Origin of the sequence: Labrenzia sp. PO1, assembly GCF_012273635.1 — a bacterium.
GTDB classification, from domain to species: Bacteria; Pseudomonadota; Alphaproteobacteria; order Rhizobiales; family Stappiaceae; genus Roseibium; species Roseibium algicola.
In genome coordinates this window covers 241,660-267,883 of the sequence record NZ_JAAXCR010000002.1, presented here as the reverse complement: position 1 = coordinate 267,883, position 26,224 = coordinate 241,660, and the positions used below count along the sequence as shown (strand labels likewise).

Here is a 26,224-nt window from a genome sequence, read left to right as displayed (position 1 = left end):
GGATGCAATATGTTGCAAAGTTGAAAATTTATGGATACAAAGTTGATGCGCGATCAAACGCATGATCTGCGCGACTGGGAGGAGTTCTGATGCGTAGAATAGTTTTTGGAGCGACCGCGCTTGCCGCGGCGCTGCTGGCCTCCACGGCCTTTGCCGCGGACCCGATCAAGATCGGCCGCGTGGTGCATATGACCGGTCCGGCGGCAGGAGGTGATGCTGCCAGCCACAGCCCGAATGTGGAGCTCTGGGTTAGCCAGGTGAACGGACGCGGCGGCCTGATGGTCGGTGGCGAGCGTCGTCCTGTGGAGCTGGTCGAATATGACGACAAATCCAACCCGGCCGAGATGATCAAGGCGGTGCAGCGTCTCGCCACGCAGGATGAAGTCGATTTTATGCTGACGCCCTGGGGCACCGGTTTCAACGCGGCAGCTGCTCCGATCTTTGCAAAATACGGTTATCCGCAAATCTCGGTAACCAACATCACCGACGAGATCGAGGAACTTTCCGAACGGTTTCCGAACATGTTCTTCACCCTCGGCAACACGACCGGTTTTGTCGAGGGCCTGCGCGACACCTTGAACAAGCTTCGAGACAACGGTGCCATCGGCAACAAGGTGGCCATGGTCAATGTCGCAGATGCCTTCGGCATAGAGCTTGCGGCCGTCGCCCGTGAAGTTCTGCCGGCGGCTGGCTACGAGATTGTCTTCGACAAGTCCTACCCCCTCGGCACGGCGGATCTGTCTCCGGTGGTCAAGGGAGCCAAGGCGACTGAACCGGATGTGTTCATCGCCTTTTCCTATCCGCCGGATACCTTTGCTCTGACGGAACAGGCGATCATTGAAAATCTCGATGTCGGCGCCTTCTACACGGCGGTCGCGACAGCGTTTCCCGCCTACGCCGGCAAATTCGGCAGCAAGATCGAAGGTAATCTCGGGGCAGGGGGCGTCAATCTCGATCTGGAGCCGATGACGGAATACCGCACGGCCTTCAACGAGCTTCATGGCAACCAGCCTGAATATTGGGCCGCAGCCACCTACTATGCCAGCCTGCAGGTTCTGGAACAGGCGATCGAAGGGGCTGACAGTACGGACCGTGAGGCCGTGACCGAGTACATCAAGGCTAACAGCTTCGACACCGCCCTCGGCACGATCAGCTTCGACAAGCACAATGAATCGAAGCACTACTGGACGGTGGGCCAGTGGCACGACGGCCAGTTCAATGCCGTCGCCGGCGTAGGTGTCCCGGTTGCGGTCGAGCCGGTCGCCAAGGAAGGCTGGAACTGAAGACCTTCGGACCGGCCGACTCAGGCCGGTCCGGATCGTCTCGCGAATTGGTAGTTTAGATGGACATCCTGATTTCCGGCCTGCTTCTGGGCGGAACCTATGCGCTCATAGCCATGGGGCTCAATCTGCAATACGGCGTCGCCCGGATCATGAACCTTGCCAATGGCGAGGTTCTGGTCATGGGGGCACTGGCGTCGTTTCTTGCCTTTACCGCGGCTAGCATAAGTCCGCTGATCACGGTGTTCCTCGTGGCGCCATTGGCATTCGCAACCAGCTGGCTGGTCTACCGCGTCCTGCTTCTGCCGCTTGTCCGGCGGGCGAAAACGCAAGGCCAGCTGGAGGTGGACTCCATTCTGGCAACCTTCGGAATGGCATTCATTCTGGTGGGCACCATGGTGTTGATCTATCCGGAACTGTTTGCCTATTCCTTCCTTGCCGTTCCGGTGGACGTTGCCGGAACGACGGTTGCCGCCAACCGGCTGGTTGCCTTCGGCGGGGCCGTGGCCATCAGTCTGGCACTTTATCTCTGGCTGAACCGGTCCAACGCCGGATTGGCTGTCCGGGCTGTTGCCGTCAGTCCGATGGCAGCCGGCCTTGTCGGCATCAACGTCGAACGCATCAGCGCGCTGGCCTTTGCCATCGGCGGCACGATCACCGCGATGGGGGGCGTGCTGATTTCAACCTTCGTCACGCTTGATCCGTCGTTCGGTGTCATCTTCACCATGAAGGCGTTGATCATCGTGATCATGGGCGGGGTCGGCGACATTCGCGGGGCGATTGTGGCTGCGCTGATCCTGGGCGTGGTGGAAACCGCCGTGGCGACGCTGATCGATCCGGGGCTGACCCTGGCTGCTGCCTACACGATCTTTCTGCTTGTTCTCCTGTTTCGGCCCCAGGGCCTGTTTGGCAGGAGACCTGCATGAACATTTCAGCCCTTGCGATGCCCGGCGCCGTAGCGCTTCTGGCCGCCGCCGCATGCGTTCCCTTTGTTGCAGACGGCTACTGGCTGTCGATCGCCGTTACCGTTCTCATGTATGCCGCCCTTGCCACTTCATGGTCGCTGTTTTCCGGGCCGACCCATTACATTGCCCTGTCGACGGGCGCCTTTTTCGGCATCGGTGGCTATCTGGTCGGCCTCGGCATGAGCGACTACGACCAGAGCTTCTGGGCCATGGCGGCACTCGCTCCCGTTGTCGCGACAGCGCTCGCCGCGCTGATCGGCTGGGCAACCCTGCGCTTGTCCGGCGTCTATTTCGTCATCTTCACGCTCGGTCTTGCGGAAATGGTCCGCAACCTCGTCAGCTGGGTGCAGAACAATTTCCTCGGCAGCCGCGGGCTCTATGTGCTCACCGACCTGGATGAAACGCATATCTACTGGATGCTGCTTGCCGTTCTTGCCGCCGTGTTCGCGTTCGGCTGGTGGCTGGGGCGGTCGCGGCTCGGGTTCGCGCTGCGCATTCTCGGCAATGACGAGGCTGTGGCGCGCCATGTCGGCATCAACACCGCGCGCACCAAGGTCCTGATGTTCATGACCACCGGCTTCGTCGCCGCTCTCGTCGGTGCCATCGTCGCACCGCGCTACTACTACATCGAACCGAATGTCGTGTTCTCGCCGGAGCTCAGTTTCGTCGTTGTCATCATGGCTCTTCTGGGGGGCACGCGGAAACTTTACGGTCCGCTTCTGGGCGTTCTTCCCTTCACGCTCCTGTGGGAGGTGATTTCTGTCTCTTTCCCCAATGCCACCACGCTGGTTCTAGGGCTCGCTTTTCTTTTGATCGTCTATTTCCTGCCGAATGGTGTCACTGGTCTTTTCGGCAAGCTTCTGGCAGGGAGGTCGTCATGACACAAGGACAACCGATCCTTCACGTGGAAAGCCTCAGCAAGCGCTTCGGCGGTCTTGTTGCAGTCAACAATGTCAGTTTCCAGGTACTCGAGCATGAGGTGATGGGGCTGATCGGGCCGAACGGGTCCGGCAAGTCCACGACCATGAACATGATTTCCGGCGCCCTGAAGCCGAGCTCCGGGGCGATCATTCTCAAGGGGCAGGATCTGACCAGGAAAAAGCCCCACGAAATTGCCCGCTCTGGCGTTTCCAGAACCTTCCAGCTTGTCCGCATTCTGCCGGAGCTGACCGTGCTGGAAAACGTCATCGCCGGCGGCGTCTTCGGCCATGCCAGGCGCTGGGGCAAGGAGGTGGAAACTTTCGCGGCGGAGCTTCTGGCAAGGGTCGGTCTGGAAGGGCAAAGTGGCAAGCCGGTCTCCGCGCTGACCTACATCGACCAGAAGCGGCTGGAACTTGCCCGCGCACTCGCCAGTGAACCGGAAGTCCTTCTTCTGGACGAGTGGCTCGCCGGTCTCAATCCTTCCGAGCTGACGGTCGGCATCGATCTGATTGCCAGCCTGCGCCAGGAGGGGCGGACGATCATTCTTGTCGAACATGTCATGGACGCCATCCGCTCGCTATGCGACAGGTGCCTTGTGATTAACTCCGGCGCCCGGATTGCCGAAGGCACACCGGAAGACGTGCTTTCCGACCCCGAAGTCATCCGGGCCTACCTGGGGGACGGCTGATGCTGGATATCAACGGGCTCACCGTCACCTATGGTCTTCATGCAGCCCTTCAGGGTGTCAGCCTGACCGCATCGAAAGGCGAGATCGTCGTCATTCTGGGCGCAAACGGGGCCGGCAAGAGTTCGCTGTTGCGGGCCATCGCCGGGATCAGTGAAGGAACGGTCAGTGGTGAGGCAGCACTCGCTGGCCAATCCCTTCGCCAGATGAAAGCGGACAGGATCGTCGAGGCTGGAATAGCCTTCGTGCCGGAAGGCCGAGGCATATTCGGCGATCTCAGCGTCTGGGAAAATCTGATGCTGGGTGCCTATCCGGAGCGGGCGCGAGCAAGCCGGCAGGAGAACCTGGAAAAGGTGGTTGCTCTCTTTCCGAAGCTGGCACAGCGGCGCAACCAGACCGCCCGAACCATGTCGGGTGGCGAACAGCAGATGGTGGCGATCGGCCGCGCCATGATGTCGAACCCGGACATCCTGATGCTGGACGAGCCGTCCCTTGGCCTGTCGCCACTCCTGTCGGGCGAACTCTTCGAGAACCTGTCGCGCATCCGGGAAACCGGCATCGGCGTCCTTCTGGTCGAACAGAACGCCAAGCGAAGCCTGGCGATCGCGGACAGGGGGTATCTGATTGAAAACGGCCTGATCACAGGCGCTGATACGGCATCTGCCCTGCTCAATGATCCGGCTGTACAGAAAGCCTATCTCGGATCGGGATAAACACCGGGCCGGAGAATAAGCAATTGTCCGCCTTGACCTTCCAGCAACTGGAGGGCCTATCTGATGAAGAGATCGAAGATCCATCAGGGCGAACATCATGCAGGATACAGAGATCCAGCCGAACCAGACTGGCGAGGCAGGCAAGGTCACGGACCCGGTCTGCGACATGTCGGTTACTCTTGGAAAAGGCAAGCCGAGCCTGAAATACAAGGGCGAGGAGTTCCACTTCTGCAGTCCGAAGTGTCACGACAAGTTCGAGGCTGATCCCTATTTCTATGTGTCCGGCAATAGCAGGAAGAAAAAGGCGATGGAGGCGGAACAGTCCGCCAAGGGCGCACTTTATACCTGCCCCATGCACCCGCAAATCGTCCAGGAAGGTCCGGGAACCTGCCCGATTTGCGGGATGGCACTGGAACCGCAGAGCGGAGTTTCCGACGAACCCAACCATGAGCTGGTCGATTTTACCCGCAGGCTCTGGGTCAGCGCCCTGGCGGCTGTCCCACTTCTGATCCTGACCATGGGGCCGATGGTAGGCGTGCCTATCCGTGATTGGATCGGCGAAGGCGTTGCGATCTACCTGGAAGTCCTGCTGGCTACGCCGGTAGTCCTGTGGGCAGCCTTGCCTTTTTTCCAGCGGGGCTGGGCGTCTCTGGTCACTCGCAATTTCAACATGTGGACACTGATCATGATCGGTGTCGGTGCAGCCTATCTCTATTCCATGATTGCCGCTTTCCTGCCTTTCCTCTTTCCGGATGCGCTGAAGGGACCGGAAGGCCATATGCCGGTTTATTTCGAGGCGGCAGTGGTGATTATCGCGTTGGTCTTCGTCGGCCAGGTGCTGGAACTGAGCGCCCGCGAACGCACGGGCGACGCGATCCGCGCCCTGCTGGACCTTGCCCCCAAGACAGCCCGGCGGATCACGCCGGAGGGTGACGAGTACGACGCACCGCTGGAGAATATCCTTGCAGGGGATCTGTTGCGCGTTCGACCAGGCGAGGCTGTTCCGGTCGATGGTGTGGTCAAGGAGGGTGGGTCATCCGTCGACGAAAGCCTGGTCACCGGGGAACCGGTTCCGGTCGAAAAGAACCCGGGAGACAAGGTTACCGGCGGAACGCTCAACAAGACCGGGTCCTTCACCATGGAGGCGAAGCTGGTCGGTGCGGACACCATGCTGTCCAAGATCGTCGACATGGTTGCCTCGGCGCAACGTTCACGCGCCCCGATCCAGGGGCTGGCCGATCGCGTTGCAGGATATTTCGTGCCTGCGGTACTCGGTGTGGCGGTGCTTGCTTTCGTGATGTGGCTGTTCCTAGGTCCAAGCCCTTCATTCGTTCACGCGGTTGTCGCAGCCGTTTCGGTGCTCATTATCGCGTGTCCGTGTGCACTCGGCCTTGCCACCCCGATGTCGATCATGACGGCAACAGGCAGAGGTGCGCAGGCCGGCGTTCTGGTAAAGACCGCCGAAGGTCTGGAACGGCTAGCAGCGGTGGATACGATCGTCGTTGACAAGACGGGAACTCTTACCGAAGGCAAACCGGTTGTCGATGAGATCGTTCCGGCCGCCGGCAAAAGCAAAATGGAACTTCTGCGGCTGGCCGGCGCGCTTGAAAAAGGCTCGGAACACCCGCTTGCCGAAGCGATCCTCGGGGCAGTCAAAAGCCAGGATCTGGATCTGCCCAGGGCAGAAAACTTCGAAGCCGTCACGGGGAAAGGCGTGCGTGCACGGGTCGATGATGCAGTCGTTCTTTTTGGCAACGCCGCTTTTGCCAGCGAAAGTGGCGCCGATTTGTCCGATCTTGGCGATCGTGCCGAAGAACTGGCTGAGCTGGGCAAGACGGTGATGTATCTGGTGCAAGAGGCTGGTGAGACAGCGCAGCTTCTTGGGCTCATCGCCGTTGCGGATCCGGTCAAGGCAAATGCCAGGGCAGCCATCAGCGCCCTGCATGACGACGGTATCAGGATCGTCATGGCGACGGGCGATGCGCCCCGCACGGCAGACGCCGTAGCCAAGCTGCTGGGGATTGACGAGGTTCACGCCGGTGTGTTGCCGGAAGGCAAGAAAAAGCTCATTGAAGACCTGAAGTCCAGGGGGGCAACGGTTGCCATGGCTGGTGACGGTGTCAACGATGCGCCTGCATTGGCTGCTGCCGATGTCGGTCTTGCCATGGGCACGGGGGCCGATGTCGCGGTGGAAAGCGCCGGACTGACGCTGCTCAAGGGTGATCTGGAAGGCATCCTGCGCGCCCGGAAGCTCGCCCGCGAGACGGTTCGCAACATCCGGCAGAACCTCTTTTTCGCCTTCGTCTATAATGCGGTCGGTGTGCCTGTGGCGGCCGGTGTGCTCTATCCGGTCTTCGGCATACTGCTATCGCCGATGCTGGCCGCCGCCGCCATGAGCCTGTCTTCGGTTTCGGTTATCAGCAACGCGTTGCGTCTGCGCACGCTGAAGCTTTAAGGAAAAGAAAAATGAATATCGGTGAAGCCTCCGAACAGAGCGGACTGCCGGTCAAGACGATCCGCTACTACGAGGATATCGGCCTCGTCCGTCCTCTGCGCAGCGAGAACGGATATCGCGATTTTATCGACGCGGATCTCCAGCGGCTGAAGTTCCTTCAAAGGTCGCGCAGCCTTGGGTTTTCCATCGACGAGTGCCGTGAACTTCTGTCTCTCTACGAAGACCGCAACCGGGCAAGTGCCGACGTCAAGGCGATCACCCGGGCGAAGATCAAGGAAGTGGATCGCAAGATCGAGGAGCTGCGCTCACTCAAGAAGGTTCTGTCAGAGCTGGTGACCGCCTGCCATGGTGACGATCGGCCCAACTGCCCGATCATCGACGATCTCTCCGGCCAGCATGACCACGATCAGCTGGATGAAGATAGCAGGCAGGCTTGATGAGCAGGATCTTTCTGACAGTTTCAGCGATCTTGTCCGTTGTTGTGCTGGGCATTCTGTTCTGGGGGCTCGTGTCCGGAAAGGAACAACCGCCTGCCGCCAGTGGAGCCGCGCTGGTGTCGGTGCAAGTCCCGGCCCTGGAAGGAGACGCCCTGGCTGGCGAAACTCTTTTTCGCGAAAACTGCGCGAGTTGTCATGGCGACAACGCTGCCGGGCGTGATGGCATCGCGCCTCCGCTGGTACACAAGATTTACGAGCCTGGCCATCACGCCGACGGGGCATTTCTGCTTGCAGTCTCCCGTGGCGTGCGTGCGCACCACTGGCCATTTGGCGATATGCCGCCCGTGGATGGTGTCAGCCAGGAGGATGTACTAAAGATCGTTGCCTATGTACGCGCGCTTCAGCGGGCAAACGGGATCAACTGAACTCGAAGGGGCGGGCGCGAGCTTTGAACCGGGGGGGTGTTTGTTGGCCTCGGCTGTCGCGCCATCTTTCCGAACCGGTCATGGAAGAGGGATGGCCGGCGGCCGAGTACCTGGTGCGTTGTTTGCGACTTGGGACTGGAATTGCAATGAGCTGCCACCAGGCAATTCGTATCAAGAAATAGCATTCTCTTCACGTATCGGCATGGTTCTGCGGTCAACCGGCTTGCCTCATCCCGCCGCATGTTTTACCTGACGGAAAACTTATTCGAAAAAGCGGCCTGTCGTTTGCCTGTTGCGGGCAGTCGGCAGGCAATAACATTTGCGGTCGTTCAACCTGTGTTCATGTGTCATGGCATAAATGCAGGTGCGGTCATTGAAGATAAGAAACAGGTGTCCTGCCGGATCAGTATGGCAGGAGCATCGACAGAAATTGTGCTCGGGACAGGCCAGAGGAGACGAAACGTCATGACCATCCGCTATCACAAGGGCGATTTGCCCGATCTGAAAGCCTATGAAACGGCAAGTGCGGTGGCGGTCGATTCCGAGACCCTGGGCCTCAACCCGCATCGTGACCGGCTCTGTGTTGTGCAGCTTTCACCGGGCGATGGCAGCGCCGATGTGGTCCAGATCGCACGCGGCCAGAGCGAGGCGCCGAACCTCGCTGCGCTGATGACCGATACGGCCAAACCGAAAATATTCCACTTCGCCCGGTTTGATGTTGCGGTGCTTCAGCACTATTTGAACATCCAGGTCTCGCCGATCTGGTGTACGAAAATCGCCTCCAAACTGGTTCGGACCTATACGGATCGCCACGGACTGAAGGATATCACGCGCGAACTTCTCGGGGTTGAATTGTCCAAGCAGCAGCAGAGCTCGGATTGGGCTGCAGAAACATTGAGCGACGCCCAACTGGCCTACGCGGCTTCGGACGTGCTTCATCTGCACGCCTTGAAGGAACGGCTGGAAATGATGCTGGAGCGTGAAGAACGTAGTCATATTGCCCGGGCCTGTTTCGATTTCCTGCCGACGCGGGCAGAACTCGATCTGAAGGGCTGGGAAGAAAACGATATTTTCGCCCACTCGTAATGGCTTAGGTGCCAGGAGATCGGGCACACGATTTCGGAGAATGGATTGAGCGCTGTTGGCGATCATATGCACGGACATGCGGCCAGGCGACCATTGACCCGCGCCCAACGAGCCGCGCGCCGGCACAGCCTGATGGTGCGCATCATGCGCTGGCTGTTTCCTGGCGTCGGGCTGTTGATTCTGGCAGTCATGGTCGGGCTTGTGGTCTTGTTCAACGTGCTCAGCGGGCTTGGTGCCACCAACATGATGCTGACCAGCGAGGGGCTGGTGATGGATCATCCCGAACTGTCGGGTCATGATGGTGACCGCTCCTACCGTGTAACCGCCTACAGGGCGATCCAGCGCCTCAGTGACCCGCGCGTCATCGATCTTGAGACCATTCGGGCCGACATCACGCTCAGCAAGGACCAGAGCGCGCAGATTGTGGCGCTGAAAGGTACCTACAACAACGCGACGGAGAGCTTGCGGCTCTATGAAGGCATTCAGCTTGAATGGAGTGAGGGCTACACGGTCGACCTGTCCGAAGTGGAAATCGACCTCAGCAACGGGGCTCTGAAGACCTCGCAGGTCGTGTCCATTCGTTCCGATCAGGGCCGTGTCGTGGCGGGCAAACTCGACTATGATAAAGCCAAGGGAATCGTCAGGTTTTCCGACGGTATCAAGATGACCCTCAATCCTGCTTCGCAAGGACAGTAAGAGATGACTTTTCTGAAACGCATGACGATTGCCGCCGCCGCAGCCCTTCTTGCCGGTTCGGCCCATGCCCAGACCTTCTCCGATGCCTTCGCCGGCTTCGGGTCGAACGATGGTGAGCCTATCGAGATCGAGGCGAGTGAACTGAGGGTCGAAGACAACAACAACACCGCAACCTTCGTTGGCGATGTGCTGGTCACGCAGGGCGAAACCAGCCTCAAGACGCAGCGGCTCAAGGTGTTCTACGTCGGCTCTGGTGCTGAGAAGACCGAAGAAAGCGCCGTCCAGCAGAAGATTTCGAAGCTGGAAGCGGCGGGAGGCGTGTTCATCACCTCCAAGGACCAGACCGCGAAGGGCGACGAAGCCAGCTTCGACATGAACAAGGAAGTCATGGTGATGACCGGCAAGGAAGTCGTGCTCAGCCAGGGACCGAATGTTGTCGTCGGGAACAGGCTGACCGTCAATCTGAAGACCGGCCAGGCCAATCTGAGCGCCGGCAACGGCAAGGTGTCCGGCCAGGGCAGCGGCCGCGTCAAGGTGCGCATTCAGCCTAACAGTGTGAACAACGACCAAAACGGCAACTGATATTGACGGCTGGTTCGACTCGACAGTGTCGGCCTCAGACCTTATGTGAAGCCGCGGCAATGATCGGATGGACGGCGCGCCAGTGAAGAGAACGTCTTCGGAGTATAACGGATTGCAGGGAAGCATGCCGGAAACGGGCCACGATGGCGAAGAACTGTCGCAGGCGCTGGTCGTCGATGGCATCGGCAAGACCTATGGCCGCCGCCAGGTGGTGAAATATGTGAGCCTGTCCGTGAAGCCTGGCGAAGCCGTCGGCCTTTTGGGGCCGAACGGTGCCGGCAAGACCACGACCTTCTACATGATCACCGGGCTGATCCGGCCGGATCAGGGCAAGATCTCGCTGGAAGGCTTCGACATCACCCGCATGCCCATGTACCGGCGCGCCCGGCTCGGCATCGGCTACCTGCCCCAGGAAGCGTCCATCTTCCGTGGCCTGACGGTGGAAGAGAATATCCGCGCCGTTCTGGAAGTGATCGAGCCGAACCGGCAGAAACGCCGGGAGGAGCTAGATGAGCTGCTGGCTGAATTCGGCCTCACCCACTTGCGGAAATCGCCGAGTATCGCCCTTTCCGGTGGTGAACGCCGCCGCGTTGAAATTGCCCGCGCACTTGCAAGCCGTCCGTCCTTCATGCTGCTCGATGAACCTTTCGCAGGTATCGACCCCATCGCGGTAGGGGATATTCAGCAGCTCGTGCGTCACCTGACCCAGCGTGGCATTGGCGTTCTGATAACGGACCACAATGTTCGCGAGACGCTCGGCCTCATCGACCGCGCCTACATCATCGCTTCGGGCGAGGTTCTGACGGAAGGGCTCCCCCAGGAAATTGTCACCAATCCGGATGTGCGCCGGCTTTATCTGGGTGAACAGTTTACGCTTTGATGACACGCCGCCAGCTACGTTATACACTCGGTCTGCAATCAAGAAGCAAAAAGCAGACCAACTTGAAATAACGCTTGCCTGGGAACTCAATGGCCATTTCAACCAAGCTGGAGATGCGACAAAGTCAGTCGCTGATCATGACGCCGCAACTGATGCAGGCGATCAAGCTGTTGCAAATGTCCAATCTCGATCTCGTTGCCTATGTCGAAGCCGAGTTGGAACGAAATCCGCTTCTGGAAAAGAACGACATCGCCGAAGGCGGAGGCGAGGGGGATGGCGGCAGGGACGCCGCTGCAGACGCATTTGGCGATGGCGCGGACAATCAGACCCGCCAGGGCGACGAGCCCGATACCGGCGACTGGATGCAGAACGATCTGGAAACCGGGTCGGAGGCCATTGCCTCACGCATGGATACCGATCTGGGCAACGTCTTTCCCGATGAGCCCGGCGTGCCTGCATCGCCGGATCCGGCTCTTCTGAAGGCCGGTGACAGTTACAAGAACGCCGGCAGCAGTGGTGCTTCTGAAGATTACAATCTGGAGGCCTTCGTTGCCGACGAAGCCTCCCTGGTCACGTCTCTTGAAGAACAGATGCATCTGGCGATCGGCGATGAAGCCGACAAGCTGATCGCGACCCATCTGATCAACTCGCTTGATGAAAACGGCTACCTTTACCTGGATTTCGATGAGACGGCGGAGCAGCTCGGGGTCGAAACCGAGCGGCTGGAAAGCGTTCTGGCCATCTTGCAAACCTTTGAGCCCGCAGGCGTGTTTGCACGTAACCTGGCCGAATGCCTGAAGCTGCAGCTCATCGACAAGAACCGCTACGATCCGGCCATGGAAGCGCTGATCGACAATATTGAACTGCTGGCCAGACGCGATCTGCCGGGGCTTCGCAAGGTTTGCGGTGTCGATGATGAGGATCTGGTCGAGATGATTGCGGAAATCCGCGCACTCGATCCCAAGCCCGGCAGTCTCTTCGGATCGGCGCTGGTGCAGCCGGTGGTGCCGGATGTCTTCGTGCGCCCGGCCAACGACGGCACCTGGGCGATCGAGTTGAATTCGGACACCCTGCCGAAAGTGCTCGTCAATCAGACCTATTATGCCAAGGTCATCAAGACGGCCCGAAACGAGACGGAGAAGGAATATCTCACCGACTCGTTGCAGACGGCCAACTGGCTGGCCAAGAGCCTTGATCAGCGCGCCCGTACGATCCTCAAGGTATCGACTGAGATTGTCCGGCAGCAGGACGGGTTTCTCACCTACGGCATCGCCCATTTGCGTCCGCTCAACCTGAAGACCGTCGCGGAAGCGATCGGCATGCACGAATCGACGGTCAGCCGGGTGACGTCGAACAAGTTCATGGCGACCCCGCGCGGCATATACGAGCTCAAATACTTCTTCTCTTCCGCCATCTCCGCAACGGTGGGTGGCGATGCCCATTCGGCGGAGTCGGTCCGGCACCGGATCAAGCAGATGATCGATGCCGAGGATCCGAAGTCGATCCTGTCGGACGATACGATTGTCAAAATTCTGAAGGACGACGGTGTCGATATTGCCCGCAGGACGGTCGCCAAATACCGCGAAGCCATGAAGATCGGTTCGTCCGTTCAGCGCCGGCGTGAAAAAAACGTGCGACTTTAAGTCCTGATGTGATCTGCCGTTAGGGCTCAATGGTGCAATATTTAAAATGTTTCAGAGATTTCCACTGAAACAATACAAGGCAATTACACGGCTCTTTTTCAACTTTGTTTCTTTAATTCATAATCAATTGACTCTTTGAGCGAGCGCAATTATAGCACCGCCCTCGTGACGTAAACAGGGGATGGCGCTTCGGCGCTGACTGGTCCATTCTGTAAGCTTGAAACGTCTCGCGTTTCAACACCGGCGGCAACGCCGGTGACCTATCGGTCAATAGAAAAAGAAGAGGTCCCCATGGCTTTGCGGATTTCGGGTAAGAATGTCGATGTAGGCGATGCACTGCGCGTCCACGTCACAGACCGAATCGAAGACGCTCTGGAAAAATATTTCACAGGCGGCTTCACAGGCCACGTTACGCTCAGCAGGGAGGGCACAGGCTTCAAGTCTGAATGCAGCCTGCATTTGGACACCGGTATTGTACTTCAAGTGTCCGCGCAGGATCAGGACCCGCGCGCCAGTTTCGATATGGCTGCGGAAAAGATCGAAAAGCGGCTTCGCCGCTACAAGCGCAAGCTGAAGGACCATCATGGCCCCAACGGCCACGACCGGGAGGCTCTGGAAGCAGCATCTTATGTGCTGGCTTCGCCCGAGGAAGACGAGGAAGTGCCGGTGGATTTCAATCCGCTGGTGATTGCCGAAACTTCCGCGAAAGTTAAAACGATGACCGTCGGTATGGCGGTAATGGAGCTGGATCTGACCGAAGCGCCGGTCGTGTTGTTCAAAAACGCGGCAAATGGCGGTGTCAATGTTGTCTATCGCAGGCCAGACGGCAATATTGGCTGGATAGATCCAGCATTGGTAGCCAATCAGGCTGCCGAATAAGGATGCGGATGGGGTCGGCTTCCTCAGGGAAGCCGGCTTCTGAAACTTGTAGGCGGACTAATGGATCTTGGTGATCTTCTGGGTAAAGACGCGGTAATTGCCGGGCTCAAGGCCAAAAGCAAAAAACAGGCAATTCAGGAACTCGCCGGTAAGGCGTCTGAACTGACCGGTCTTTCCGAACGGGAAATCTTCGACACGCTTCTTCAGCGCGAACGTTTGGGCTCTACAGGTGTCGGTCACGGCATTGCGATCCCGCACGGCAAGCTGACACGGCTCGACCGTCTGGTAGGACTGTTCGCGAAGCTGGAAAAACCAGTCGATTTCGATGCTCTCGATGATGAGCCGGTTGACCTGGTGTTTCTGCTTCTGGCGCCGGAAGGCGCTGGTGCCGACCATTTGAAGGCTCTGGCCCGAATTGCACGCCAGCTCCGCGACGGCGCCGTCACCCAGGGCATTCGCGCGTCCCATGATGCGCAAGAGATCTACGATCTTCTGACCCAGCCGTTGGCATCTTCCAACGCGGCTTAATCCGTTTCAAAGTCTCTGATGCAAAAAGACCGGCTGCGAGGCCGGTCTTTTGGTTCGTATGCGGAGCGTTCAGCCAGCAAGGAGGCTTTGGACGGTTCACCTGGTGTCACCCAGCCCTCAATGGACTTGGCAGGTCCCAGTGCGCGAGGCTGATCCGTGTCAGGCCTTCGCCGGATTGGCATCGCCCTGAACGAGCCCTTGCTGCTGGACGGCGACTGCACCTTTGGTAAGCGCCGGCAGGTGAAGGTCTGCGAGCTCTGCAGGGGGATTGGTCTCTTCGGGAATACGCCACAGGGTTGAACGGATCGCGATCCGGCCAAGTGTTCTGGTAGAGGTTGTCACCGCGATGACTGCTGCCAGAAGCGGCCCGATGGCCACGGGAATGACCGGCCACACCAGATCGATAGGCTGAGTGGAAAGCCAGGCAAGACCTGCAAGTCCGAAGAGTGTCTGCGGCCAGAGCTTGCGGGCCGCCAGCAAGACCGGCAGTCGTTGGACACCACGTGCCTGCGCACCCCAGCCGATGGTTTTGCCGAACAGGAGCCCGCCCATGAACAGCGAGTGCGCCACGGCCATGATCGGTGCCAGCATTGCCGAATAGACGATTTCCGCAAGAACGCTCACGACGACACGTATCGGCCCGCCGAAGGCCTTGCGAAGGTCCGGACGGGCGAGCACGTCGGCGACGGTTGCCAGTTTCGGCGCGAACACCATCGTCAGGACGGTGAAGAAGAGCAGGGCGCCAGTGTCAGGGCGATATGGCATGTAGTCGGTGACCATGCCGAGGATGGCCGCCGATGTCATGAAGCCCAGCCACGCAGGAGAGCCGAGGAACATCAGGATAGCCAGCACCAGCTGCATCCGGCTAACGGGTTTGAGGCCAGGAAGCCCGATCAGCCGGCGGTATTGCAGGTTGCCCTGGCACCAGCGCAAGTCACGGCGGATAAACTCCAGCAGATGAGGCGGATTGGCTTCATAGCTGCCCGTTTCAAGCGGCAGTACGCGCACTTCGTAGCCGGCGCGGCGCATCAGGACGGCTTCCACCTGATCATGGGAAAGAATGGTTCCCGAGAGCGGGCCCTTCCCGGGCAGTTCCGGCAGACGGCAGCTTTCCTTGAACGGTTTGATCCGCAAGATGGCGTTGTGTCCCCAGTAGGGGCCGCAGTCACCCTGCCACCAGGCACTGCCGATGGTGTAGGAACGCATGCCAAGCCGCATGCCGAACTGGAAGACACGCGCAAATGCGCTGTCTGTCGGAAGGCCAACCACGAGACTTTGGAGAATGCCGAGCCGGGGATTGGCTTCCATGCGGCGCACCAGTCCGACAATAGCGTCGGCCGACATGTAGCTGTCGGCATCCAGCACCAGTGCAAACTCGTGTCGATCGCCCCAACGTTCGCAGAAGTCTTCGATGTTGCCGGCCTTGAAACCGCGATTGTCCGTGCGCCGCCGATAGACCACCTCCATCTGGCCTTCGAAGCGATCTTTCAGCCGGGACGTCATCTGCTGCTCCTGAAGGGCAACGTCGTCCATATTGGTGTCGCTGAGCACATAAAGGGTGAACCGGTCTGCTTCGCCTGCGCGTATCAAGTGAGACACGATGGCGTTCAGATTGGTTTCCAGGCTTTCAGTATCTTCGTTGCGGACACAGGACAGCAGCGCTGTCGAGCTTCGCAGCGGCTGTGTGGGGTCGCCGTGCTCGATCGGGCAGACTGCATCAGCAGGGTTTCTGGAAAGCCGCATGATGAGGAGGCCGATCACCGCATTCCAGAAACCTATGATGGTCCAGGGCAGGGTGATCATGAAGCAGACAAGAATGAAAAGGTCGAGCGCCGTATATCCACCAGGAGAAAGCGTCAGCGTCATCAAGGTGGCGAGGCCGGCAAAACTGAGCCCGATAAGGGCCGCGAACGTCAAACGCCGTGCGGTCATAGGAGCAATTGATCCATTGAATTTTGGCATGTCAAAGACCCGAAACATTTTTTTGACTTCCAATCGGAGCGATCATCGCAATAGTGCGCATGTCAAAATGTCCTAACGTTGACAAAGGCAAGGGTTGATGACCGCAGAGGATAAAGGATGACCGCAGACGTACCGGTGACGCGCGACACAGGTAAACCGCAGGCGCTGTGGTACACCGAGCCCGGTCGATGCGGACTGGAGACTGTTTCCTTGAATGAGATGCAAACCGGCGAAGTGCTGGTCGAAACGCTCTTTAGCGGGATAAGCCGGGGAACGGAAGGCCTTGTCTTTCGCGGCGACGTTCCGTCGAGTGAATGGCAGCGCATGCGGGCGCCGCATCAAGAGGGAGATTTCCCGTTTCCGGTTAAATACGGATACGCAAACGTCGGCAGGGTCATAGCAGGAGACCCGGATCTCAACGGCTGTCTTGTGTTTTCTCTCTTCCCTCATCAAAGCGTCTTTACGCTCCCCTCCATGTCGTGCGTGCCGGTTCCCCAGGGCGTTTCCGCCGAAAGAGCCGTCTTGGCGGCCAACATGGAAACGGCACTTAATGCGTTATGGGACGGAAAACCATCACCGGGGGATCACATCTGCGTGGTCGGCGGTGGTGTCGTCGGTCTCTTGACCGCATACGTTGCCGGGCAGTTACCCGGATCAAAAGTAACTGTCGTGGATACAAACCCTGACCGAGCGGAAGTTGCCATCGGGCTGGGTCTGGAATTTACACTGCCGGAAGATGCGCCGGCTAACCAGGATCTGGTGTTTCACACAAGCGCCACGTCGGCGGGACTGGCGACGGCGCTTGCCTGTGCCGGCGACGGTACGTCCATCGTCGAGCTGAGCTGGTACGGCGCGCATGCGGTCACGGCTCCGCTGGGAGCAGACTTTCACTGCCGCCGCCTGAAGCTTGTTTCCAGTCAGGTTGGAACGATCCCGATCGATCGGCAGGCCCGCTGGACTTACCGCCGCAGGCTGGAAACGGCTCTTGGCCTCCTGGCCGATCCTGCCCTCGACCGTCTCATCACCCACAAGGTGGCGTTTGCCGAGCTCCCGGATCGTCTTCCCGATTTGTTGAACAAGGCGTCAGATGTGCTTGCCGCCCTCGTCGTATATGACGGAACCAACCAAGCCGTCATTTGAAAAGCTCTCAATTTTCCTCATGATTTCAGGATGATAAGATGTTTGCAGTTGAAGTACGCGATCACGTCATGATTGCCCACTCCTTCAAGGGAGAACTGTTCGGTCCGGCCCAGGCATTGCACGGCGCCACGTTTGTCATCGATGCCGCGTTTCTGGCCGACAGCCTTGACGCCAACGGCGTGGTGATCGACATCGGCCGGGCGCATGATGCGTTGAAGCAAGTCCTGCAGCCTCTGAATTACAAGAACCTCGACGAGGTGCCGGAATTTGCGGGCATCAACACCACGACCGAGTTTCTGACAAAGCACATCCATGATCACCTGGCCAAGGCTGCCAGAGCGGACAAGCTCGGACGTCCGGGATCTGAACTGAAGGCGATCCGCGTGACAATCTCAGAATCCCACGTCGCGCGCGCCTGGTACGAAGCCGGGATCTGACCGCTCATGCCCGCACTTGTCTTTGCCTATCCGGGAGATTTCAACACACCGACCGGTGGCTACGGCTACGATCGCAGGATCGTCGCCGGTCTGCGCACGCTTGGCTGGGAGGTTGATCTGGTTTCGCTTGGGGACGGCTTTCCGTTTCCCACCGAAGAAACGCTTCGGCAAGCCGAAGCCCGGCTGTCGTCGGTGCCGGAAGGGTCGCTTGTTGTCGTCGACGGTCTCGCACTTGGTGTAATGGCGGGAGCCATGGAAAGACTGCAGGACCGGATCACTCTCATTGCGCTTGTGCACCACCCACTCTGCGTCGAAAACGGTTTGTCGAAGGAACAGGCTGAAGCTCTTTTCCAGAGCGAAAACAAAGTGCTGGCTTTTGCCCGTCATGTCATCGTGACCAGTCCCGCAACAGGCACCCAGGTTGAAGAGCTTTTCGGCATATCTCCGGACCGCATCACCGCTGTTCTGCCCGGCACGGAAAAGCCTGAGCCGTATGAACGCCCACAGAACGACGTCACGAAGCTGTTGTCGGTCGGCACCTTGCTGCCACGCAAGGGCTACGATCTCTTGCTGACCGCTCTTGCAAGCCTCAAGAAGTTGCGCTGGCATCTGGATATCGTCGGCGGGCTTGAGGCGGATCCTGAATGTTACCAGGCGCTCTTAGGCCAGGCGCGTGAGCTGGAACTTCTCGACAGGATTACCTTTCACGGGGCTGTTCCGGCGCAAGACCTTGGCGACTTTTATCGCTCGGCAGAGGTATTCGTGCTCGCAAGCCGGTATGAGGGCTACGGCATGGCTTATACCGAAGCGCTTGCCCACGGTTTGCCGGTAATCGGTAGCGGTGGCGGCGCGGTGAAGGAAACACTTCCGGAGAAAGCTGCCATCTACTGCGGCGTCGAGGATGTCGATGCTTTGCGTGACGCGCTCGAAACACTCATCTCCGACCGCGAGAAACGTGCGGGATTGAGCACTGAAGCCAGAAAGGCCGCTGAACTCTTGCCGGACTGGACGGATGCGGCACGGAAGTTTGCAGACCTGTTGCAGGATAATGGCCGATGAGTGGTTTTTCACCAGCATGGCTTGCCTTGCGCGAACCGGTCGATCTGGCGGCTCGCAATAAGGACGTTGAAACCGCATTCTTCACGGCTCTCGGCAGTCAGCCGATGCGCATAATGGATCTCGCAAGTGGAGCAGGCTCGACTGTCTCGGCTCTTGCTCGGCATCGATGCACTTCGATCGAATGGCTTTTGACCGACTACGATCCGGCTCTGTTGGAAGTTGCCGGGCAGCGCTGGCAGGACAGGGTAACAACGCGGCAGATCGACCTTGCGAGCGATCTGGAGGAGCTGCCGTTTGCCGAGGTTGACGCGGTGACTACATCCGCTTTTCTGGACTTGGTCGCAGAGCCGTTTCTTGTCCGGCTGGTCGATCAGGTCGTGAAGGCGCGAAAACCGTTTCTGGCAAGCCTGACCTACGATGGCCGCGCGCTTTTCACCCCGCAACTTTCCCTTGATGCCGCGTTGTTGGCCGCACACAACACGCATCAGCTGTCTGACAAGGGGTTTGGTCCAGCCCTCGGTCCGTCCGCTGCCATGCGTGCCATCGAACTGTTTCGGGATCGAGGCTACAAGGTGGTGCAGGGCCGGTCTGACTGGCAGGCAGACAGTTCGTCAGCGGATTTCCTGAAAGAGCTTCTCGGAGGCTGGTGCAACGTCGGCAGGGAAGTCGCGCTGGACGAGACGGAACTGGCGCAATGGTGGTCGCAGCGGCAGGAACACATCGCTTCCGGTCAACTCACGCTTAGCGTCGGTCACGTCGATTTCACTGCCTTGCCCTAAGACACAGGTATTCGGCATCCTCCCGGGACTTGTTGAAACCGGGTGGGCTGCCTAAACTGTGTGCAGGCAGGAGAGGAGAGGTGCGATATGGGCGCAAGTGATGAGCGCTATAGCCCGATTGCCCGGCTGATCCATTGGCTGACCGCCATTCTGGTGCTGACAATGGTGCCCGCGGGCCTTGTCATGATCCGGATCGACAGCGGCCCCTTGCAGAACCAGCTATTTGATTACCATCGCTCGGTCGGCATCGTGTTGATGATATTGACCTTGGTACGTCTCGGTTATCGGCTGACCCACAAACCCGCCCCCTTGCCGGAAGGCATGCCGCTCTGGCAGCAATTTGCCGCCAAGGCTACCCATGCCTTTCTGTACGGGTTTTTGCTGGTTAATCCCTTCATCGGGTGGGTGGCTACTTCCGCCTACGGCGCGGCAATCTCGGTCTTCGGCCTGTTCACCATGCCGGCCATTGTCGCCAAGGACCGTGCGTTGGCAGACCAGCTTTTTCAGATTCATCTTGTGCTCGGGCTGCTCTTCACTGCCGCTGTGGTGCTGCACATTGCCGCCGCGCTTTATCACGGTCTTGTGCGCAAGGACGGTGTTCTCGGTAGAATGATTTAAGTTTTTGGAACGAATACTCTGCGGTAATGTTGAGTGTCATGAAAGATTTTTTATGATTGAGGAAGTGTTAACTTAACAAACTTTAATAGTTCCTGTTTTGTAATTTTTTACCATGCCCTTTAATTACAGTTTATCGTTTTTTGGCCTAAATGACGTCTCGGAACCCAAGGACCGGTTCAAGTGTAACCGTTAGAAAATGGTAAGGACTAAAATGAAACAGACCATTCGGACCCTGCTGGCAAAACACGGCAATCTGCCGGTTTCTATCGACGACGTCGCGGACGGTGCTGACCTCTACGATGCCGGTCTGTCTTCGTTTGCATCCGTCCAGGTGATGCTGGCGCTCGAGGAAGAATTCGATATCGAATTTCCGGAGCATTTGCTGAACCGCAAGTCTTTCTCCTCCATTGATGCGATCGACGCAGCTCTGACCGAAATCCTGAAAGAGCAGGCTGCGTAATCCATGACCGCCGCAGCCAAGATCACTGCCATGGGGTTGGCAGATCGCGCCAAGCGGGCCGCCAAGGTCGCTTCTGAGTTTGCCGACAAGGTTGATGTGGAAGGCCGCTTTCCTGTTGAAGGCATGAACGCCCTGAAAGCGGAACGCCTGATGGGTGTCATGATCCGTCCGGAATTCGGCGGGGAAGGCGCAACGCTGACCGAGATTGCTGATGTTTGCGCAATTCTTGGACAAGCCTGCGCGGCCACGGCGATGACTTATGCCATGCACCAGATCCAGATTGCCAGCCTGGCGGATTACGCCGTAGGCAGTGCCTGGCACGAAGGTTTCCAGAAGCGGATCTGCGATGAGCAGCTTCTGATCGCCTCTGCAACCAGTGAGGCGGGTATCGGCGGCAACTTGCGCAATTCGATCTGTGCGGTCGAGGTCGAGGGTGACACCGTGCGCCTGACCAAGGATGCAACCGTGATTTCCTACGGTGCCAATGCGGACGCCATCATGGTGACCTCCCGCCGGCATGTCGACGCGGCTCATTCCGACCAGGTTGCGACCATTTTCCTGAAGGATCAGTACACGCTTGAGCAGACCAGCAAATGGGATACGCTCGGCATGCGTGGAACCTGCTCCGACGGCTATATTTTCAAGGCGGAAGCTCCGGCTGACCAGATCCTGCCGCGCCCGTTTGCGGAGATTGCGGCCCAATCCATGCTGGCCGTTTCCCATCTTCTTTGGGGCGCGCTCTGGTATGGCATCGCTGCTGATGCGGTTGCCCGTGGGCAGGCATTCGTGAAGAACGCTGCGCGCAAGGCTCCCGGCCAGGTTCCTCCGGGAGCACTGCGTCTGGCGGAGGCGTCAAGCCTGCTGCAGCTGGTCAAGGCCAACGTCGTTGCCGGCCTGAAACAGTTCGAAGGCTGCAAGGGCGACAGCGATGCGCTCAACGCCATGAGCTTCTCCGTTGCCATGAACAACGTGAAGATCGGCACGTCACAGACGATCCTGACAATCATCAACCACTGCATGCTGATCTGCGGGATCGCAGGCTACAAGAACGGTACGCCGTTCAGCCTCGGACGCCACCTGCGTGACGCCCATTCGGCGCAGCTGATGATTTCCAACGACCGTATTCTGGGCAACACGTCCACGATGCTCCTGGTCAACAAACAAGACACCAGTCTTTTGGGGTAATGATGGACGCGCAAGTCTCTTTTCTGGATCAGCTCTTTGCCAAAGGCGTCCTGCATGACAGCGGCGTCGACGGCCTCTATGCCCGCAGCGGCGAATTTGAAGACGTTATTGCCCGTTTCGAAAAATTTGCCCTCACATACGGTCAGGACGAGATCTCCGAAGCAATGGTGTTCCCGCCGGGAATGACCATGCAGGATTTCGAAACCAGCGGTTACATGAAGAACTTCCCGCAGTTGGCAGGAACAGTGCATGCCTTTTGCGGCAACGATCATGACCACATGGGGCTGTTGCAATGCATGGCGGCTGGCGACGACTGGTCCAAGGATCAGAAACCGACCCAGGTGGCTTTGACACCTGCTGCCTGCTATCCGCTTTATCCGATCCTCTCGCGCCGTGGCGCATTGCCGGCAGAGGGAGCCTATGTAGCGTTGCAGTCCTATTGTTTCCGCCACGAGCCTTCCAAGGATCCGGCTCGGATGCAGATGTTCCGCCAGCGTGAATACGTGCGCGTCGGTTCTGCCGAACAGACCATGGATTTCCGCGAGACCTGGAAACAGCGCGGCTCGGACATGATGGAGCGGCTGCAGCTCCCGCATAACGTCGATGTCGCCAACGATCCCTTCTTCGGCCGAGCCGGCAAGATCATGGCGTCCGGCCAGCGTGAGCAGGAATTGAAGTTCGAAATGCTTGTGCCGATCACGTCGGAAGAAAAACCGACGGCCTGCATGAGCTTCAATTACCACATGGACAATTTCGGCAAGGCCTGGAACATCCGTCAGGCTGATGGAACGCCTGCCCACACCGCCTGTGTCGGCTTCGGTCTGGAACGACTGGCGCTGGCGCTCTTCCGCCATCATGGTTTCGACACGTCCAAATGGCCTGAAGGCGTCCGTGCCACGCTTTGGGGATGAGGGGACGCAACATGACGCAAGCCGTGTTTGACCGCTTCAATGCGGCGACCTACGTGCGTAGCCCGCTCCATTCCCAGGACCGGGACTGGCCCGAAACCAATTGCTATCTTGATGTCTGGATCGAGGTATTGCCGTCGCTTGGTCTGCCGGCGGAGGCTTGTCTGTCCTATTCGGTCACCCAGGATTTTGAAGGGGACCAGTTCACCTTCTTCAAGGTGCCGCTGGAGGATCTGGAAGCGCTTTATGGTCTCAAGGTCACGGAACTTGCGATCTACGACCGGGTGGAAGCCCACGTCCGGCAACAGATCGAACGGGGTCGCTTGTCACTGGTCGAAGTCGACAGCTATTTCCTGCCGGACACACACGGTGTCGGTTATCACGAGGCCCACGGCAAGACCACGATCGCAGTCAACTGGATGGATTTTGAAGCCAGGACAATGGAATATTTCCATGGTCTGGGCCTGCACCGGCTGGAAGGTGACGATTTCGACGGAGTGTTCCAGCGCGGCGCACATGAAAAGCCGACGCCGTTCCTGCCATACACGGAATTCGTGAAGGTTCCGGACACACTGCCTACGCCGGCTCATATCCTGAACGTTTCGGAAGGTCTTCTGCGCCATCACCTGAAGCGCCGCCCAAAGCAGAACCCCATTGCTGCCTTTGCACAGGTGTTCCCGGCGCAGGTGGAAAAGATCTGCGAACGCGAGTTCGGCTTCTTCCACTTGTATGCCTTCAACACGCTGCGCCAGCTCGGTGCGAATTTCGAGCTGTTTTCGTCCTATCTCGAATGGCTGGTGGCGGAAGGCAGGGACGATCTGACCGAGGGTGTGCAGATGGCCAAGACCATTTCCTCCACCTGCAAGATGGTGCAGTTCAAACTGGCGCGCGCCGTCATGCGGAAGAAGTTTCAGGGCCTGGACGAAGGCTTGCTGCCGGCGGTCAACGCCTGGGACAACCTGATGCAACTTCTCGACACCCACTACGGTGATCAGGAAACACGTTTTACTCCCGTAGTCAGCGCTGCCGGGGCTTGAATGATTGACCTGGGTGAAGTGACCTGGGCGCTGTCAATGACAGAGCCCGGTGCCTTTGAAACACCGCTTTCGACGGGGCACCAGTGGGATTTTGTTCCGGCACACGTTCCGGGAACCGTCGCCGGTGCACTGACGGATGCAGGACTTTACGACCCGGAAAATCCCGTTCCCCTTCATGGCAAAGACGTCTGGTATGAAGCCTGGTTCGACGCCCCGCCGGGCCGATACCGCTTGCACCTGGAGGGGTTGGCGACCATTGCCGAGGTTTACCTGAACGACGTTGAGGTGCTGTCCAGCCGGAACATGTTCCGCAAATACAGTGTTCCCGTGGAACTGGCCGATCGCAACGTTCTGAAAATCTGCTTTCGCGCGCTAGAGCCGCACTTGAACGCAAAGGGGCCGCGCGCCCGGTGGAAGCCTCAGTTGGCAACCAGCCAGGGGCTGAGGCTCGTGCGGACGACGCTTCTCGGTCACATGCCCGGTTGGTGCCCGGAAATCCATGCGGTTGGCCCATACCGCCCAATCAGGCTCGAACCCGAGACGCCGCCGCGTATTGTTGAAAAGCATATTCTTGCGGACCTGGCTCCGGATGGCACAGCCGCGCTGTCAGTTACGGTCAGGGTGGAAAATACGGATGCCGTTCCGGTGCTGACTTGCGCGGGAGCATCGGCGAAGATGAGCCTTCAGGACGACGGTTGCTATGCGGCGACCCTCCGTCCTGAGGGCGCCAAGCCCTGGATGCCGCACACGCACGGCGAGCCTGCTCTTTACGACGTAACCGTTCAGGCCGCTGACAATATTCTTTCACTGGGCAAGACAGGCTTCCGCCGGATCGAGGTGGACCACGGTGCCGATGGACGCGGCTTCGGCCTGAAGATCAACGGTGTGCCGGTCTTCTGCCGGGGCGCCGTCTGGACCAATGCGGATCTATTGAACCTGTCGTCCAGCCGCGAAACCTATCGCCCGCTGTTGGAAAAAGCCCGGGACGCAGGCATGAACATGCTGCGCATCGGTGGGACGATGCTTTACGAGAGCCGCGCCTTCTTTGAGCTATGTGACGAATTGGGCCTGCTGGTCTGGCAGGACTTTCAGTTCGCCAACTACGATTACCCCGTGAAGGATGCCGCCTTCGTCGCGGAGGTCGAAGCGGAACTGCGCGATCAGCTGGATGAAAGCATGGGCAGCCCTTCACTTGCCGTTCTGTGCGGTGGAAGCGAGATCTACCAGCAGGGCGCCATGATGGGGCTTTCCGAGGATCGCTGGAAGGGGCCGCTGTGCGAGGAGATCTTGCCGGCTATTGCCACAGAGCTGCGGCCGGATGTGCCCTATGCAGCAAATTCGCCATGCGGCGGGGTCCTGCCGTTCTCCCCCAACGAAGGCATCGCCCACTATTACGGCGTCGGGGCGTATCTGCGGCCTCTGGAAGACGCAAGACGGGCTGACGTCCGCTTTGCAGGTGAGTGCCTTGCGTTTTCCAATATTCCTGTCCAGCAAAGCCTGGAAGAAGGATTGCCGGTGAAACCGGGGCATGATCCACGCTGGAAGGCACGGGTACCGCGTGATCGTGGAGCCGGTTGGGACTTCGAGGATGTGCGCGATCACTATCTGAAGCTGCTCTACGGTGTCGATCCGGCCGCGCTTCGCTACGGCGATCCGGACAGATACCTCGACCTCGGACGGGCGGTCACCGGTGAAGTCATGTCCGAGACCTTTTCCGAATGGCGACGGCCCGGGTCCAATTGCCAGGGCGCACTGGTCTGGACCCTTGCCGACTTCTCGACTGGTGCCGGGTGGGGACTTGTTGATGCAGCCGGACGGCCCAAACCCGCGTGGTATGCCCTCAAGCGCGCATTCAGTCCGGTAATTGCCTGTGTCACCGACGAAGGCACGAACGGCCTTGCCATTCACGTCCTTAACGAGAGGGCAGAGGAAAAGCCGGTCAGGATCAGTATTGCCTGCCTGAGGGATGGCCAGGTGCCGGTGGTTTCAGGAGACAAGGAGCTGTTGTTGGCGCCGAACAGTGCGCAGACGCTCAATGCGGTGGACCTGATCGGAGCCTTCTACGACGTCACCTACGCCTATCGTTTCGGCCCACCCTCGCATGATGTAACCGTGGTACGTCTGTTCGATACGCAAACCGGAGAACTCTTATCCGAGGCGCATCATTTCCCGCTCGGCCGAGGACAGCATCGCCATTTCGATGCTCCCGAGGTAAGTGTGGAACAGGACGAGGCCGGCAGTTGGTCACTGATGATCCGTGCCAAGCGCTTCCTGCAATCGACCGTCGTTTCCATTCCCGGATTTGAGGCGGAGGATAACTGGTTCCATCTGGGTCCGGGCGAGGCGAAGTGCATTCAACTGCAACAAACGCCAGACGAAGAACGCGATGATCAGGCAGCACCCAAAGGGCAACTTACGGCCTTGAACTTCGCCGGGCGCGTGCCCTTCTGACGCCTTTCTGGAA

The 26,224-nt window shown here is 58.8% G+C and carries 26 protein-coding genes; 25 read left to right on the top strand and 1 reads right to left on the bottom strand.

Annotated elements, in window-relative coordinates; translation table 11 throughout:
* Positions 1–89: 89 nt before the first annotated feature.
* The 15 genes from HCG46_RS09155 (at position 90) to ptsN (ending at position 14,175) form a co-directional block, all read left to right on the top strand.
* The gene (locus HCG46_RS09155; RefSeq protein WP_209009428.1) at positions 90–1,283 is read left to right on the top strand and encodes an amino acid ABC transporter substrate-binding protein; all 1,194 of its coding nucleotides are present in this window, start codon (positions 90–92) and stop codon (positions 1,281–1,283) included.
* A gap of 59 nt (positions 1,284–1,342) precedes the next feature.
* A complete protein-coding gene (locus HCG46_RS09150) occupies positions 1,343–2,206 on the top strand; it encodes a branched-chain amino acid ABC transporter permease (RefSeq protein WP_023001658.1) in 864 nt (287 codons plus the stop codon).
* Entirely contained in the window at positions 2,203–3,126 is a 924-nt protein-coding gene (locus HCG46_RS09145; RefSeq protein WP_168685875.1) for a branched-chain amino acid ABC transporter permease, read from the top strand. The genes HCG46_RS09150 and HCG46_RS09145 overlap by 4 nt, the downstream gene beginning before the upstream one ends.
* Positions 3,123–3,854, top strand: coding sequence for an ABC transporter ATP-binding protein (locus HCG46_RS09140; protein WP_077290556.1), 732 nt, complete (start codon positions 3,123–3,125; stop codon positions 3,852–3,854). Before HCG46_RS09145 ends, HCG46_RS09140 begins: the two co-directional genes overlap by 4 nt.
* Positions 3,854–4,564 carry an ABC transporter ATP-binding protein gene (locus tag HCG46_RS09135; protein ID WP_062489846.1) on the top strand — a complete coding sequence of 237 codons (711 nt, stop codon included), beginning with the start codon at positions 3,854–3,856 and terminating at the stop codon, positions 4,562–4,564. Before HCG46_RS09140 ends, HCG46_RS09135 begins: the two co-directional genes overlap by 1 nt.
* A 97-nt stretch (positions 4,565–4,661) precedes the next feature.
* The gene (locus HCG46_RS09130) at positions 4,662–7,019 is read left to right on the top strand and encodes a heavy metal translocating P-type ATPase (protein WP_168685873.1); all 2,358 of its coding nucleotides are present in this window, start codon (positions 4,662–4,664) and stop codon (positions 7,017–7,019) included.
* 11 nt (positions 7,020–7,030) lie between these two features.
* Positions 7,031–7,456, top strand: coding sequence for a Cu(I)-responsive transcriptional regulator (gene cueR, locus HCG46_RS09125; RefSeq protein ID WP_055658337.1), 426 nt, complete (start codon positions 7,031–7,033; stop codon positions 7,454–7,456).
* Positions 7,456–7,881 carry a cytochrome c gene (locus tag HCG46_RS09120; RefSeq protein ID WP_168685871.1) on the top strand — a complete coding sequence of 142 codons (426 nt, stop codon included), beginning with the start codon at positions 7,456–7,458 and terminating at the stop codon, positions 7,879–7,881. The genes cueR and HCG46_RS09120 overlap by 1 nt, the downstream gene beginning before the upstream one ends.
* Before the next feature lie 465 nt (positions 7,882–8,346).
* Complete coding sequence (locus HCG46_RS09115; protein WP_031269608.1) at positions 8,347–8,967, top strand: ribonuclease H-like domain-containing protein; 621 nt, start codon at positions 8,347–8,349, stop codon at positions 8,965–8,967.
* A gap of 45 nt (positions 8,968–9,012) precedes the next feature.
* Entirely contained in the window at positions 9,013–9,663 is a 651-nt protein-coding gene (gene lptC / locus HCG46_RS09110; protein WP_208984459.1) for an LPS export ABC transporter periplasmic protein LptC, read from the top strand.
* A 3-nt stretch (positions 9,664–9,666) separates the two neighbouring features.
* The gene (locus HCG46_RS09105) at positions 9,667–10,245 is read left to right on the top strand and encodes an LptA/OstA family protein (protein WP_023001649.1); all 579 of its coding nucleotides are present in this window, start codon (positions 9,667–9,669) and stop codon (positions 10,243–10,245) included.
* Positions 10,246–10,369: 124 nt separating this feature from the next.
* Positions 10,370–11,125, top strand: coding sequence for an LPS export ABC transporter ATP-binding protein (gene lptB, locus HCG46_RS09100; RefSeq protein WP_023001648.1), 756 nt, complete (start codon positions 10,370–10,372; stop codon positions 11,123–11,125).
* 89 nt (positions 11,126–11,214) lie between these two features.
* Positions 11,215–12,768: an RNA polymerase factor sigma-54 gene (gene rpoN / locus HCG46_RS09095; RefSeq protein WP_023001647.1), complete on the top strand. Its 1,554-nt coding sequence runs from the start codon at positions 11,215–11,217 to the stop codon at positions 12,766–12,768.
* 291 nt (positions 12,769–13,059) lie between these two features.
* Positions 13,060–13,647 carry a ribosome-associated translation inhibitor RaiA gene (gene raiA, locus HCG46_RS09090; protein WP_023001646.1) on the top strand — a complete coding sequence of 196 codons (588 nt, stop codon included), beginning with the start codon at positions 13,060–13,062 and terminating at the stop codon, positions 13,645–13,647.
* A gap of 60 nt (positions 13,648–13,707) precedes the next feature.
* Positions 13,708–14,175, top strand: a complete 468-nt coding sequence (gene ptsN, locus HCG46_RS09085) for a PTS IIA-like nitrogen regulatory protein PtsN (RefSeq protein ID WP_023001645.1) — start codon at positions 13,708–13,710, stop codon at positions 14,173–14,175.
* Positions 14,176–14,334: 159 nt separating this feature from the next.
* Here ptsN and mdoH read toward each other — a convergent pair whose 3' ends face one another.
* The gene (mdoH, locus tag HCG46_RS09080) at positions 14,335–16,107 is read right to left on the bottom strand and encodes a glucans biosynthesis glucosyltransferase MdoH (protein WP_209009427.1); all 1,773 of its coding nucleotides are present in this window, start codon (positions 16,105–16,107) and stop codon (positions 14,335–14,337) included.
* 147 nt (positions 16,108–16,254) lie between these two features.
* On the opposite strand from mdoH, the gene HCG46_RS09075 reads away from it, so the two are divergent.
* From HCG46_RS09075 to HCG46_RS09030, 10 genes are all read left to right on the top strand, one after another.
* A complete protein-coding gene (locus HCG46_RS09075) occupies positions 16,255–17,277 on the top strand; it encodes a zinc-binding alcohol dehydrogenase (protein ID WP_168685867.1) in 1,023 nt (340 codons plus the stop codon).
* A 38-nt stretch (positions 17,278–17,315) separates the two neighbouring features.
* On the top strand, positions 17,316–17,714 hold the full coding sequence (locus HCG46_RS09070) for a 6-carboxytetrahydropterin synthase (protein ID WP_077290549.1): 399 nt from the start codon (positions 17,316–17,318) through the stop codon (positions 17,712–17,714).
* Between the two features lie 6 nt (positions 17,715–17,720).
* On the top strand, positions 17,721–18,773 hold the full coding sequence (locus HCG46_RS09065) for a glycosyltransferase family 4 protein (RefSeq protein ID WP_168685865.1): 1,053 nt from the start codon (positions 17,721–17,723) through the stop codon (positions 18,771–18,773).
* Complete coding sequence (locus tag HCG46_RS09060; protein ID WP_168685863.1) at positions 18,770–19,552, top strand: class I SAM-dependent methyltransferase; 783 nt, start codon at positions 18,770–18,772, stop codon at positions 19,550–19,552. Before HCG46_RS09065 ends, HCG46_RS09060 begins: the two co-directional genes overlap by 4 nt.
* A gap of 87 nt (positions 19,553–19,639) precedes the next feature.
* On the top strand, positions 19,640–20,170 hold the full coding sequence (locus HCG46_RS09055; protein WP_168685861.1) for a cytochrome b: 531 nt from the start codon (positions 19,640–19,642) through the stop codon (positions 20,168–20,170).
* A 211-nt stretch (positions 20,171–20,381) separates the two neighbouring features.
* On the top strand, positions 20,382–20,630 hold the full coding sequence (locus tag HCG46_RS09050; RefSeq protein WP_006933785.1) for an acyl carrier protein: 249 nt from the start codon (positions 20,382–20,384) through the stop codon (positions 20,628–20,630).
* A gap of 3 nt (positions 20,631–20,633) precedes the next feature.
* A complete protein-coding gene (locus HCG46_RS09045; protein ID WP_023001638.1) occupies positions 20,634–21,815 on the top strand; it encodes an acyl-CoA dehydrogenase family protein in 1,182 nt (393 codons plus the stop codon).
* Positions 21,816–21,817: 2 nt separating this feature from the next.
* The gene (locus HCG46_RS09040) at positions 21,818–22,726 is read left to right on the top strand and encodes an amino acid--[acyl-carrier-protein] ligase (protein ID WP_031269603.1); all 909 of its coding nucleotides are present in this window, start codon (positions 21,818–21,820) and stop codon (positions 22,724–22,726) included.
* An 11-nt stretch (positions 22,727–22,737) separates the two neighbouring features.
* Entirely contained in the window at positions 22,738–23,760 is a 1,023-nt protein-coding gene (locus HCG46_RS09035; RefSeq protein WP_168685859.1) for a DUF1839 family protein, read from the top strand.
* Positions 23,761–26,211, top strand: a complete 2,451-nt coding sequence (locus HCG46_RS09030) for a glycoside hydrolase family 2 protein (RefSeq protein ID WP_168685857.1) — start codon at positions 23,761–23,763, stop codon at positions 26,209–26,211.
* The last annotated feature ends 13 nt before the right edge of the window (positions 26,212–26,224 follow it).

What these genes read in the sequence shown, in the direction of transcription:
- HCG46_RS09155 (WP_209009428.1), top strand. Translation starts at nt 90, where the DNA reads ATGCGTAGAATAGTTTTTGGAGCGACCGCGCTTGCCGCGGCGCTGCTG.
- HCG46_RS09150 (WP_023001658.1), top strand. Translation starts at nt 1,343, where the DNA reads ATGGACATCCTGATTTCCGGCCTGCTTCTGGGCGGAACCTATGCGCTC.
- HCG46_RS09145 (WP_168685875.1), top strand. Translation starts at nt 2,203, where the DNA reads ATGAACATTTCAGCCCTTGCGATGCCCGGCGCCGTAGCGCTTCTGGCC.
- HCG46_RS09140 (WP_077290556.1), top strand. Translation starts at nt 3,123, where the DNA reads ATGACACAAGGACAACCGATCCTTCACGTGGAAAGCCTCAGCAAGCGC.
- HCG46_RS09135 (WP_062489846.1), top strand. Translation starts at nt 3,854, where the DNA reads ATGCTGGATATCAACGGGCTCACCGTCACCTATGGTCTTCATGCAGCC.
- HCG46_RS09130 (WP_168685873.1), top strand. Translation starts at nt 4,662, where the DNA reads ATGCAGGATACAGAGATCCAGCCGAACCAGACTGGCGAGGCAGGCAAG.
- cueR (WP_055658337.1), top strand. Translation starts at nt 7,031, where the DNA reads ATGAATATCGGTGAAGCCTCCGAACAGAGCGGACTGCCGGTCAAGACG.
- HCG46_RS09120 (WP_168685871.1), top strand. Translation starts at nt 7,456, where the DNA reads ATGAGCAGGATCTTTCTGACAGTTTCAGCGATCTTGTCCGTTGTTGTG.
- HCG46_RS09115 (WP_031269608.1), top strand. Translation starts at nt 8,347, where the DNA reads ATGACCATCCGCTATCACAAGGGCGATTTGCCCGATCTGAAAGCCTAT.
- HCG46_RS09105 (WP_023001649.1), top strand. Translation starts at nt 9,667, where the DNA reads ATGACTTTTCTGAAACGCATGACGATTGCCGCCGCCGCAGCCCTTCTT.
- lptB (WP_023001648.1), top strand. Translation starts at nt 10,370, where the DNA reads ATGCCGGAAACGGGCCACGATGGCGAAGAACTGTCGCAGGCGCTGGTC.
- rpoN (WP_023001647.1), top strand. Translation starts at nt 11,215, where the DNA reads ATGGCCATTTCAACCAAGCTGGAGATGCGACAAAGTCAGTCGCTGATC.
- raiA (WP_023001646.1), top strand. Translation starts at nt 13,060, where the DNA reads ATGGCTTTGCGGATTTCGGGTAAGAATGTCGATGTAGGCGATGCACTG.
- ptsN (WP_023001645.1), top strand. Translation starts at nt 13,708, where the DNA reads ATGGATCTTGGTGATCTTCTGGGTAAAGACGCGGTAATTGCCGGGCTC.
- mdoH (WP_209009427.1), bottom strand. Translation starts at nt 16,107, where the DNA reads ATGACCGCACGGCGTTTGACGTTCGCGGCCCTTATCGGGCTCAGTTTT.
- HCG46_RS09075 (WP_168685867.1), top strand. Translation starts at nt 16,255, where the DNA reads ATGACCGCAGACGTACCGGTGACGCGCGACACAGGTAAACCGCAGGCG.
- HCG46_RS09070 (WP_077290549.1), top strand. Translation starts at nt 17,316, where the DNA reads ATGTTTGCAGTTGAAGTACGCGATCACGTCATGATTGCCCACTCCTTC.
- HCG46_RS09065 (WP_168685865.1), top strand. Translation starts at nt 17,721, where the DNA reads ATGCCCGCACTTGTCTTTGCCTATCCGGGAGATTTCAACACACCGACC.
- HCG46_RS09060 (WP_168685863.1), top strand. Translation starts at nt 18,770, where the DNA reads ATGAGTGGTTTTTCACCAGCATGGCTTGCCTTGCGCGAACCGGTCGAT.
- HCG46_RS09055 (WP_168685861.1), top strand. Translation starts at nt 19,640, where the DNA reads ATGGGCGCAAGTGATGAGCGCTATAGCCCGATTGCCCGGCTGATCCAT.
- HCG46_RS09050 (WP_006933785.1), top strand. Translation starts at nt 20,382, where the DNA reads ATGAAACAGACCATTCGGACCCTGCTGGCAAAACACGGCAATCTGCCG.
- HCG46_RS09045 (WP_023001638.1), top strand. Translation starts at nt 20,634, where the DNA reads ATGACCGCCGCAGCCAAGATCACTGCCATGGGGTTGGCAGATCGCGCC.
- HCG46_RS09040 (WP_031269603.1), top strand. Translation starts at nt 21,818, where the DNA reads ATGGACGCGCAAGTCTCTTTTCTGGATCAGCTCTTTGCCAAAGGCGTC.
- HCG46_RS09035 (WP_168685859.1), top strand. Translation starts at nt 22,738, where the DNA reads ATGACGCAAGCCGTGTTTGACCGCTTCAATGCGGCGACCTACGTGCGT.
- HCG46_RS09030 (WP_168685857.1), top strand. Translation starts at nt 23,761, where the DNA reads ATGATTGACCTGGGTGAAGTGACCTGGGCGCTGTCAATGACAGAGCCC.